This is a genomic window from Thermodesulfobacteriota bacterium (genome assembly GCA_040758155.1).
In the GTDB taxonomy this organism is placed as follows: domain Bacteria; phylum Desulfobacterota; class Deferrimicrobia; order Deferrimicrobiales; family Deferrimicrobiaceae; genus UBA2219.
The window spans coordinates 1-10,564 of record JBFLWB010000007.1; the positions used below are offsets into that span (position 1 = coordinate 1).

11 protein-coding genes and 1 tRNA gene are annotated in these 10,564 nt (G+C 66.2%); all 12 read right to left on the minus strand.

What is annotated here, in order from left to right:
• Positions 1-2,154, minus strand: a 2,154-nt coding sequence (locus AB1346_00480; protein MEW6718908.1) for a hypothetical protein, incomplete at its 3' end; no start/stop codon positions are given.
• A gap of 9 nt (positions 2,155-2,163) precedes the next feature.
• Complete coding sequence (locus AB1346_00485) at positions 2,164-3,582, minus strand: glycosyltransferase (protein MEW6718909.1); 1,419 nt, start codon at positions 3,580-3,582, stop codon at positions 2,164-2,166.
• The gene (locus AB1346_00490) at positions 3,579-4,829 is read right to left on the minus strand and encodes a HEAT repeat domain-containing protein (protein MEW6718910.1); all 1,251 of its coding nucleotides are present in this window, start codon (positions 4,827-4,829) and stop codon (positions 3,579-3,581) included. The genes AB1346_00485 and AB1346_00490 overlap by 4 nt, the downstream gene beginning before the upstream one ends.
• 193 nt (positions 4,830-5,022) lie before the next feature.
• Entirely contained in the window at positions 5,023-5,412 is a 390-nt protein-coding gene (locus AB1346_00495; protein ID MEW6718911.1) for a nucleotidyltransferase domain-containing protein, read from the minus strand.
• Positions 5,413-5,437: 25 nt separating this feature from the next.
• Positions 5,438-5,514, minus strand: a tRNA-Pro gene (locus AB1346_00500).
• Between the two features lie 12 nt (positions 5,515-5,526).
• The gene (locus tag AB1346_00505; protein ID MEW6718912.1) at positions 5,527-6,408 is read right to left on the minus strand and encodes an SEL1-like repeat protein; all 882 of its coding nucleotides are present in this window, start codon (positions 6,406-6,408) and stop codon (positions 5,527-5,529) included.
• A gap of 21 nt (positions 6,409-6,429) precedes the next feature.
• Complete coding sequence (rdgB, locus tag AB1346_00510) at positions 6,430-7,038, minus strand: RdgB/HAM1 family non-canonical purine NTP pyrophosphatase (GenBank protein ID MEW6718913.1); 609 nt, start codon at positions 7,036-7,038, stop codon at positions 6,430-6,432.
• Entirely contained in the window at positions 7,038-7,760 is a 723-nt protein-coding gene (gene rph, locus AB1346_00515; GenBank protein MEW6718914.1) for a ribonuclease PH, read from the minus strand. Before rph ends, rdgB begins: the two co-directional genes overlap by 1 nt.
• A gap of 94 nt (positions 7,761-7,854) precedes the next feature.
• Positions 7,855-8,805, minus strand: a complete 951-nt coding sequence (locus AB1346_00520; GenBank protein MEW6718915.1) for a diguanylate cyclase — start codon at positions 8,803-8,805, stop codon at positions 7,855-7,857.
• A 143-nt stretch (positions 8,806-8,948) separates the two neighbouring features.
• On the minus strand, positions 8,949-9,134 hold the full coding sequence (locus AB1346_00525) for a hypothetical protein (GenBank protein ID MEW6718916.1): 186 nt from the start codon (positions 9,132-9,134) through the stop codon (positions 8,949-8,951).
• Between the two features lie 31 nt (positions 9,135-9,165).
• Positions 9,166-9,930 carry a class I SAM-dependent methyltransferase gene (locus tag AB1346_00530; GenBank protein ID MEW6718917.1) on the minus strand — a complete coding sequence of 255 codons (765 nt, stop codon included), beginning with the start codon at positions 9,928-9,930 and terminating at the stop codon, positions 9,166-9,168.
• Positions 9,931-9,937: 7 nt separating this feature from the next.
• Positions 9,938-10,564: peptidase U32 (locus AB1346_00535; protein MEW6718918.1), on the minus strand; the 627-nt coding region annotated here is incomplete at its 5' end.

The window sequence follows — 10,564 nt, forward strand, 5'->3', positions numbered from 1 at the left end:
CCGGCCGTCCATCCAGAGGACGGTCCGGGAGCTCGGATCCGTGAAATTCAGCATGCACCAGGGGATGCGGACCTCGATCCGGTCGCCCGCCACGAAGAAATCGGAGAGCGAATGGAAATCGCCGCGGCTGCCGTCGAGGCTTCCGTGCCGCAGGGGGCTCGTGGAATACACGTGGGCGGGGAAGTATCGCTTCCCGTCCTTGCTGATGCGGCGGGCGTTCGTCCGGATCTGCATCTGCACCCACGCACCCTGTTCGGAGCGCTCCGGGACGATCTTCCCGGAAGGCGCGTTCAGGAAGCGGTCGTACGATTGCGCCGCGAGCAGCCGGCTGCTTCGTTCCCCGCAGAGGTGCAGGAGGAAATGCAGCCCGATCGGGCTCAGGATCCGGGTATCGAAGGGAAGCAGGCGCTCCCCCGACTCCGGCAGGGAGCTGTTCATTCCGACGAGATAGTTCTCCCTTCGGAAATCGACGGGGCCCTCCGTCTCGATGAGGAGGTACAGGAATCCTTCGTCGTGCCGGGCCCGCAGACCGCGGATCCCCGCGGGGCCGCCGCCTTCCGCTTTCCGCGGGGCGCCCGCCCTCCCGTACAACACGGTCGCGTCCTCCCACTCGGACCGGTTTCCGGAAAGGGTCACGACCTTTCCCGGGTAGCCGGGATACGCCGCGAGGAGACCGTAGTTCTCCTCCGGGTCCTGCAGGTTGAACCAGAGCGGCTTCCGTTCGGCGGGAAGCAGGTACGGCTGGAAGATCCAGTTCTTCTTGAACCACTCGTCGAGCCAGCTGAAGAGGACGCCGCCCGCCATCCCCGCGCCGCGCACCGCGTTCATCTGGAGCACGTCGATCGTTCCCTGCTCCTCCTCCCCGTGCCTGCCGTGCGTCCAGCCGTTCCGCTGACGGTGCGCCGACTCCCGGCTGCTCGGGACGCCGAACTCCGCCACCAGGACGGGCTGCCCGCCGTGGTGGCTTTTCAGCTTCTTCAGGTAAGTCAGGTACGGCTCTTTCTCTTCCGGATCGTCGTTGTCGATGAAATCGGGGTAGTACGGGTACGCGTGGTAGGTCGCGAAGAAGCCGGGCCCCGCCACCGTCACGATTTTCGAGACGTCCAGCGTCTCCATGTCCTCGTTCTCGTTGCACACGGCGGACCGGAGCGTCTGTCCCTGGATCGCCACCTCGTCCTCGGTCGCGGACTCGGACGGGTGGACCAGCGGGTCCAGGGTGGGCCAGTTGACGACGGAGCAGGGGCGGGTCGATCCGTACCGCTCCTGCTCGTATTCCTGCAGGAGGTCCGCAACCCGGGTCAGCTCGACCTCGAACGGGCTGCCGTCCCCGATCATGAGGAATTTCCCGCGATACCCGGCCCGCCTCCTCCCCTTCGACTCGTTGTACCTCTTGACGGAGCACGGCTCCCACTCCCTGCCGTAGAGGTAGCCGATGGTGAACCAGGAGGCGTCCGCCGTGTACTTTCCGTCCGGCTGGCCGGGCCTGGGAGGAAGGACGGCGCTGCCGTGGACCGCGTCGACCGCGTCCCGGAGATTCCCGAGGACGTAGGAGCGGTACGCCTCCCCGGAATAATCGTCGTCGGCCGGCGGCTCCGCCCAGATTCCCTGTACCAGGTACAGCGTCTTCCCGGCGCGGTTCCATTCGTCGAGCGCTTCGTAGAAGAGGGGGGCGTGCAGCGCGTAGACGCGGATCGCGTTGACGCCCAGCCCGGAGATCTGCCGGAACCACTTCAGGTAGGTGCCTTTCCGGATCGCGTACTCGCCGGGGAAATGCCCGGGGATCCCGAGTCCCAGGTTGATCCCCTTGAGGAAAAGCCGGGTCCACTCCCCCCGGTGCACCTCCAGGAAATCCTTCACGGCGCGGTATCGCCACGCGGGACGGCTCTTGGACGCCCCGGCGGCCCCGAGGCCGGCGAGCTTCGGCTCGACCAGGGATAGCTGCCGGACGGCCTCCTCGTTCCCCGGCTCCAGCTCCAGCGCCTTGTGGAACGCCCACCGGGCCGTGGGGTAATCTTCGAGGAGGAAGTGCGCCTTCCCGAAGCCAATGTACGCGGCCGGACTCCGTCCCCGCCCGATCTCGCGCCGGAAGATGTTGACGGCTTCCTGGTGGTCGCCCCGCTCGATCGCCAGGGTCCCCCGCTCGACGGGATTCATCGCGTCCGGTCACCTCGCGGCGACATGGCTCCCCCTCTTTTCGACATACTCCCACTTCCTCATCCCGAGGAGGAACTGGAAGAACGCCTGTACCCTCCAGAACGAGTTGATCTGGCGGTACCCGAAGTTCTCGAGCACGCCGTACGTCAGGAGGCGGAACAGGTGGCCCCAGGCCGGGTAGCGTCGATAAGTGATCTCCTCCAGGTAGACGCTGGCGGTGGAGAGGAAGACGCCGTATAAGATCGCCAGCGTGATGAACAGGAGCAGGAAATCGTAGCTCAGCATCCCCAGCAGGAAGGAGACGAGGACGACCGCGTAGCCGAGGATCTCCACCACCGGGCTCAGCAGCTCGACGGTCAGGTAATACGGGAGGACGACCATCCCGAACTTCCCGTAGCGCGGGTTGAACAGGGCGTGCCGGTGCTGGACGACGCTCTGCATCAGCCCCAGGTGCCACCGCCTCCGCTGTCTTCCGAGCATCCGCAGGTTCTCCGGCACCTCGGTCCAGCAGACCGGGTCCGAGATGAACTTGATCCGGTACGGGGTCTTCCTTTCGATGTGGTGGCGATGGAGCCGGACGATCAGCTCCATGTCCTCGGTGACGTTCTTGACGCGGTACCCGCCGATCTCGACAATGGATTCCTTGCGGAACAGGGAGAACGCGCCCGACAGGATGAGGATGCCGTTCATCGCGTCCAGCCCCACCCGCCCGAACAGGAAGGCGCGCAGGTATTCCACGATCTGGAACATCGCCAGGCTGTCTTCCGGAAGGTCGATGCGCCGGATCCCGTCTTCTCCAAGCTCCAGGCCGTTGAGGGCGCGGATGACCCCGCCGCACGCGATGACCGGGACGGTGCTTTCCACGACCGGCGTCATCAGCCGGATGAGGGCGTTGGGCTCCAGGACGGAGTCGGCGTCCACCGTGCAGAAGTAGGGGCTCCGCGAGATGTTGATCCCGCAGTTTAGGGAATCGGCCTTCCCGCTGTTCTCCTTGTCCACCACCAGGAGGTTCGGGTACTCGGGGTTGTGGTAGAACCCCCGGACGGGGGTCGTCTTCAGGATGCTGCGGTAGGCCCGGTCCACTTTCTTCAGCCGGAAGGTCCGGACGAGCGTCTCGAGCGTGGCGTCCGTGGATCCGTCGTTGATGACGATCGCCTCGAAAAACGGGTAGTTCACGGAAAGCACCGACCGGACGGTGCGGACGATGATCTTCTCCTCGTTGCACGCCGGGACCAGGATGGACACCGGCGGCGTCTCCGGCGACGAGATGAAGTCCCGGAACGGCGAGTATCGGATCCTTCGGATGTACCTCAGGATGACGAAGAGCGCGGTCAGCAGCAGCGCCGTGTAGACCAGGTTGACGTAGACGAAGTAGAACCCGATGAAGTAGTTGACCCAAAGGACCAGCGCGACTGCGAGCGGCCTCATGTCTTCCCCTCCTCCGCCAGCAGCAGCGACAGCTCCTTCCGGATCCGTTCGTCCGGCCCTTCCTCCAGATACTTCCGGATCGGCGATCCGTATCCCAGGGAATCCATGAGCTTCAGGATTTCCCCGGACTTCCGGCGGATTTCGCCTTCCGGCCGCCCCATGTCTTCGATCAGGCGGAACAGGAAGCCCGTCCTTTCGACCTCCTCGCAGACGCTGTCCCTGGCGTACCGGTCCTCCCCCTTGAGGACGTCGAGGAAGATGTCGGCCGGGTTTCCGCACGACTGGATCAGGCTCGCCGCCGCGGCGTTCCGCACCAGCCATTTCCCGTCCCGCAGCCGCTTCGCGAGAAGCGGCTCCGCATTCCGGTGCCGGAGCCTCCCGAGCGCCTTCGCCGCCTGCAGCCGGACGAACCAGACCGGATCGTCCAGCAGAAGGAGGATCCGGTCCTTCTCCGCGCCGGTCAGGATGCCGTCGCCGGCCCCGGCGACCTTCAACGCCTTCGCCCGCACCTCCGGGTCCGCGCTTTCCAGGTTCTCGAGGGCAAACGGCACGGCGTCCCGTGGGGCCAGGCGTTCCAGGACCTCCAGGACGGATGCTCGGGAAACCGGATCGGAGTACGCCCGCCCGTGGCGGATCAACTCCGGTACGGCGCCCGCCCCGAAATTGCGCAGCGACGTCTCGATCGACTTCTTCGTCACGAGCGACCGGGAGAGCAGCTCCGGCAGCCTTTCGAGGACGGCCTCCAGCGCCTCCGGGGTCCCGATCCTCGAAAGGGAGCGCACGGCCACCGCGACGACCTCGGGCTCCTTCCCGGCCAGGAGCCGGACCAGTTTCCCGGTCGATCCCGAGCAGTGCATCCTCCCCAGCCGGTCTGCGGCGCCGGAGCGGGCGATTGCGTTGCCGCCCAGCCTGCCCTCGTAATACAACCTGTATCCCAGCAGGTCGTACAGTTTGTACGCCACGGCCTCGTATCGGCCGTCCTCGGCCAGGTCGATCAGGACGTCCTCCACGGCCTGCCACTTCGTCGAGCCGTGGCGGAACACCAACCCGGCGAAATCCTGCAGGGAGGCGCGCGCGTCGATCCTCCCCTTGATCTCTTCGCGGAACCGGTCCCGGTACCGGTCCAGCCTGCGGTATCTGCCGGCGGCCGCGGCGCGCCGCCAGACCGCGGCGAAGAGGATCCCGAGGATGAGCAGGGCCCCGATCAGGATCACCAGGATCAGCGCATTCATCACGTTCGACGGCAATATACGATCTCCTTATAAGGATGCACTGACGGCGTCAACGGAACCCCATCTGGTATATCGATGGAACTTACGGAAAAGTTAAGGGATTATTTTCCGGATGCCTTGTGCCGGATCCCCAAGGCTTCACGTTCCTCTCTGTTTGACTCCCCCGGGAAGGATTGCCCGAACCTTGTTTCTGACCTTACGGGCGATTTCAGGCCGCGCGTTCATACAGGACCTTGCCTTCCCGAATCGCTTCCCGAATGACGGTTCCCAGGCAATCCCGATGCCTCTCCACTTCCTCGGGCGTTACGACAATGATGTCCGTCGGAATGGGTATTCCCACCAGGAGCAGATCGATCTCTACGTTCGCCTTTCGCTTGGACCCCGGCACGTTCATGACGATCAGCAAGTCAGCGTCGCTGTCCGTCGTCTGCGTGCCACGGGCGTACGAGCCGAATAAAATGATCTTCTCCGGCCGAAACCGTTCCGTGATCCGTTTCACAATGCCATCAAGAACAACCTGAATTTCTTTCTCGGTCGTAATGTTGTTACCCGCACGCGCCGAATGTTCGCACATAATTCCCAAATTGGTTGATGACACCGCAAACATCTATAGGCTGGAAATCTGGTCGGGACGGCCAGATTCGAACTGGCGACCCTCTGCTCCCAAAGCAGATGCGCTACCAGGCTGCGCCACGTCCCGACTTGTTAACGGTCAATCCTCCGTAGATTTCTTTGTCGGCGCCCACTCCTTCGCCAGCTTCTGCGCCTCGGCGATCTGTTCCGGCGTCATCCCGGCGGCGACGCGGTCCCGGTTCGCTTCCGCCTTCTCTCGCGTGAGCTGTCCCTTCGGGGGGAGCCGCGAGGCAGCCAGCTCGAACCACAGGTACGCCTGGACATCGTCCCGCGCCGCGCCCTGCCCCTGCGAATACATCAGGCCGAGGATCGCCTGCGCGTACGGGAAGCCCTGGTCCGCCGCCTTCCGGAACCACTTCATCGCCTCGGCATAGTCCTGCGGAACGCCCAGGCCATGGTAATACATGTTGCCGAGGTTGAGCTCCGCGTGAGCGAGCCCCTGGTCCGCCGCCTTCCGGAACCACTTCACCGCCTCGCCGTCGTCCTGCGGCACCTCCTGCCCGTGCTTGTACATCATCCCCAGGTTGTTCTGCCCCTCCGCATGCCCCCGCTCCGCCGCCATCCGGTAATACTTCAGCGCCTCGGCGTGGTCCTGGTCGAAGACGATGCCGCTGTAGTACATGAGGCCGAGGTTGTTCATGGAGTCCGCGTTCCCCTGCTCCGCGGCCTTCCGGTACCATTTCGCCGCCGAGAAGAGGTCCTGCTGCATGCCCACCGCGTTGTAGTTCATGACGCCGAGGCAGTGCTGGGCGGCCGCGTGCCCCTGGTCCGCCGCCTCTTCGTACCACCTCGCCGCCTCGCGGACGTTTTTCGCCGCTCCCTGCCCTTTCTCGTACATCCGGCCGAGCAGATACTGCGCCTCGGCCGACCCCTGCGCGGCCGGCGGCTTGACCAGATCGAGGGCGGCCTTGTAGTCGCCGCGCCGATAAGCCTCCATGGCCTCTTCGTACGGACTTCCCATTCGATACCTCGCTTCGGCGGGCTACCCGAGGAGCAGCCCGGAATTTTTCATCTCCGCGATCAGCGCCCGCATCGCCGCGCCGCGGTGGCTGATCCGGTTCTTCTCGTCGGCCGGCAGCTCCGCCATCGTCTTCCCGAGGGAGGAGACGAGGAACAGCGGATCGTAGCCGAACCCGCCCGATCCGCGTTGCGTCGGAAGGATCTCCCCCTCGATGGAGCCGGTCGCCCGCGCGACCACGCGCCCGGGCAGCGCCGCCGTCGCCACGCAGACGAACGACGCCTTCCACGGACGCGGGTGCTTCGACAGCGCATCGAGCAGGTGCGCATTGTTCTGCTCGTCCGAGGCGCCCTGTCCGGCGTAGCGGGCGGAGAACACGCCGGGCATCCCCCCCAGCGCCTCCACGACGAGCCCCGAGTCGTCCGCGACGCACAGCGCCTTCAGCGCCTGGGCGTAATGGAGCGCCTTGAGCCTCGCATTCTCCTCGAACGTCTTCCCCGTCTCCCGGCAATCCTCGACGGGCGGCATGTCCACCAGGGTGACCACCTCGACGTTCTTCTGGACCGCCAGTCCCAGGAGCGTGCGGATCTCCATCACCTTCCCGCGGTTCTTCGTGGCGACCACGAGCTTCATCACCGCCCCCCTTCCGTCCACGCCCGCTGCGCCTTCAGGATCTTCCTTCCGGCGGAAAGGGCCGCGGCGAGCATGGCGTCAAGCTGCGCGCGGGAGAACGGCTCCCGCTCCGCGGTCCCCTGCACCTCGATCAGCCGCCCGTCCCCCGTCATCACGACGTTCATGTCCACTTCCGCCGCGGAATCCTCGGAGTAGTCGAGGTCGGCGAGCACCCGCCCGCCGACGATCCCCACGCTGACCGCAGCCACCCGGTCGATCAGCGGGTTGCGCGGCACCTGCCCCGACTCCACCAGCTTCCTGCACGCCTGCCACAGGGCGAGCCACCCCCCGTTGATGGACGCCGTCCGCGTTCCGCCGTCGGCCTGCAGGACGTCGCAGTCGATCGTGATCGTCCGCTCGCCGAGCGCCTCGAAATCGACCACCGCGCGGAGCGACCGCCCCACCAGCCGCTGGATCTCGTGGGTCCGCCCCTGCACCTTTCCTGTGCGCGCCTCGCGGGCGACCCGGGTGTTCGTAGCGCGCGGAAGCATGGAGTACTCGGCCGTGACCCAGCCCTTCCCCGTCCCGCGCAGGAACGGCGGGACCCGGTCCTCCACCGTGGCCGCGCACAGCACGCGCGTGTCGCCCATCGAGAAAAGGACCGAACCTTCGGCCGATTTCTGGACGCGCGGCGTCGCCTCGATGGGACGGATATCCCCCGGCTTTCGCCCGTCGGCCCGCACGCCTCCCATGCATCCTCCCCGCGGTGGGTACCGCACGGAAAGATTACCGCGAAACCGCGGCGCCGGGAAACCCCATTGTTGGAAGTAAGAGGACTTAGCCCGCCATGCGGAAGGCGTTCCCGCCCCCGCGCTTCGCCGTGTAGAGAGCCGCGTCCGCCCCGCGGATCAGCTCGACCGGAAGCATCCCGTCCTCCGGGAAGGAGGAGATGCCGATGCTGATGGTGAGCGCGCCGCCCGGCTGCCCCTCCCGGCCCGGGAACGGGTGGTTCGCGATCGCCCCGCGGATCCTCTCGGCGACGATCTGCGCCTTGTCCTTTCCGGTCTCGGGCAGCATGATCACGAATTCCTCCCCGCCGTACCGGGCGACGTAATCGGACTTCCGGACGCTCCGGCGGAAGATGTCGGCGGCGAGGACGAGCGCCTTGTCGCCCGCCTGGTGCCCCTGGAGGTCGTTGTAGCGCTTGAAGTGGTCGAGGTCCGCGAACAGCAGGGAGAAGGTCCGGTTGTACCGCCCCGCGCGCGCCGTCTCCCGCGCGAGGACCTCCTGGAAATATGCGTGGTTGTACAGGCCGGTGAGCCCGTCCCGCTTGACCTGCTCCGCAAGGAAATGGTTCGTGGCCAACAGCACCTCGTTCCGCTGCGCGAGGTTCTGGAGCTCCACCCTCCGCTCCCGGGAGATGCGCCCCCGCTCCAGGGCCCGCTCCGCCGCCGCGATCACCTTTCTCCGGTCCGCGTACGGGCCGGGGAGGTAATCGCACGCCCCGGCCTGGATGCAGGAAACGGCGACGTCCAGCGTCGGGCTCTCCGGGAGGACGATCGACTCCATCTCGGGATGGAGCCGCCTCGCTTCCTTCAGGAGGTCGAATCCGCTCATGCCCGGAAGCTCGAGCCCGATCAACGCGGCCGGGAACGATGCGTCGCCCATCAGGCCCAGCGCCTCTTCCGCCGTGCCGACCGCCAGCGTCCCGCACCCCGCATCCGAGAGGGCGGACGACAGCTCCTCCCGCACGGCGGCATCCTTATGGACGATGAGTATCAGGTCCATCGGCTCTCCTTCGGATCTTTTCGGATGCGGGGGAAAAAAACTTAGGGGGTATTTTTGCGGAAAAAAGACAGGGCGTCTTTTTTCCGGCGGCCGCCGATCGGCCGTCGTCGGACTACCCGTCTTTCGATCGGCCGGGAGGCCTCTTACGCTGCCTGCTCCGCGGCCGGAAGCTTCCCTTGAATCGCCTTCAGAATTTCCTCGCGATCCCGCAGCATCTCGCGCAGCTTCCGGTTATCCGTGTGGGCGATCTCCATCAACAGGTCGTTGATGGCCTTTTCGATCGTCTCCCGGAGGACCTCTTTCTCGGCGCCGGTCAGGTTCAGTTCCATGGTCGCACCTCCCCGGTTGGCTCCATTCCCATTATACTCCCACCGCCGGGGGCGGTCTCCTTTCCGCCCGCCGCAGCACCAGAAGCTCGGTGGTCCCCGGGAAGAACCGGTGAGATCCGGCCAACAGGAATCCTTCTTCTTCAAGGATTTCGCGGAACCGGCGGCGGCCGGGGAAGCGCTCCAGGCTGTCCGCGACGTAGCCGTGAACCTCGAAGGTGCCGTGCAGGATCCTCCCCCAGAGCCCGCACCACGACCGGAGGACCCGGTACTGGATCCGCCGGGGCAACTCCGCTTCCGGCCTGCAGAAATCGAGGAACGCCGCGACCGCGCCGTCCTTCAGGACTCTCCGGATCTCCGCGAGGGCGACCTTGAGGTCGGGCGCGTTGCGCAGCGCGTAGCCGCCGGTGACGATGTCGGCGCAGCCGTCGGGGAACGGGAGAGCGCACATGTCCCCCCGCACGAATCGGACGTTGGGATGACGGTTGCGCCCGCGGGCGAGGGACAGCATCGCCGGGACGAGATCCACCCCCGCCACGGACCCCCGGGGGTAGCGCCCGGCCAGCAGGAAGGAAAGGTCGCCCGTGCCGCAGGCGAGGTCCACGCACACCGGGGAGGGAAGATCCGGCAGGGAGTCGACGAGGCGCCGTTTCCAGAAGGGATCGCAGCCGAGCGACATCGCCTTCGTCGCGATATCGTAGCGCCTCGCCGCCTCCTCGAAGTGGAGCGCGTTGAAGCGGCGCTTTTCCCCGGCGGTGCCGAGGTGTTCCCGCGCCTTCAGGGAAAACCTGGGTCCCAACTCCCGACTACCGCCCGGCCCCGGCACCGGAGAAGTACCGCCACATATCCCCGCCGTCGAGCGACCGGAACAGCTCTTCGTACGCCGCGAGCGCCTCGGCGCGCATCGCCTCGTCCACCCGGACCGCCTTCTCCGCGAAAGTGTGGCACCAGCGGCAGGCGTCGCAATCCTGGTCGCGGCAACCCGCTTCCCGGAACCGCTCCATGAAGCCGTCCAGCGCCCGGTTGTCGATGTAGACCGGCGGCGTCCCCTCCACCGGCCGGGTCATCCGCCGCAGGTCGACGACCTTCTTGAGGACGAGCATCCGGGCGGGATTCACCAGGAGGGGGCGGAGCAGGAACCGGAGATACCAGCCGATCCCCTTCTTGTAATATCGGTCGCTCCCGTCCACTCCCTTGAGCGCGTACGGCTGGACCAGGTCGAGGAGGTTGCCGTCGTACCGCCTCGCGGCGTATGCGCGGACGCGGTCCACCATCACCGCGGTCGGCAGGTCGCGCTCCGTCACCTTGAAGAGGTCGTATCCCATCTCCTCGTACAGCGACAGGTCCTCGGGCCGGATCCACTCCCCCCGGAGGTAGTTCACCGGCTCCCGCAGCTTCATCTCCGTGCAGCGGAGCATGCACCAGTCGATGAA

Coding starts and splice junctions, on each gene's coding strand:
- AB1346_00485 (MEW6718909.1), bottom strand. CDS start 3,582: ATGAGGCCGCTCGCAGTCGCGCTGGTCCTTTGGGTCAACTACTTCATC.
- AB1346_00505 (MEW6718912.1), bottom strand. CDS start 6,408: ATGGGAAGTCCGTACGAAGAGGCCATGGAGGCTTATCGGCGCGGCGAC.
- rdgB (MEW6718913.1), bottom strand. CDS start 7,038: ATGAAGCTCGTGGTCGCCACGAAGAACCGCGGGAAGGTGATGGAGATC.
- AB1346_00520 (MEW6718915.1), bottom strand. CDS start 8,805: ATGGACCTGATACTCATCGTCCATAAGGATGCCGCCGTGCGGGAGGAG.
- AB1346_00525 (MEW6718916.1), bottom strand. CDS start 9,134: ATGGAACTGAACCTGACCGGCGCCGAGAAAGAGGTCCTCCGGGAGACG.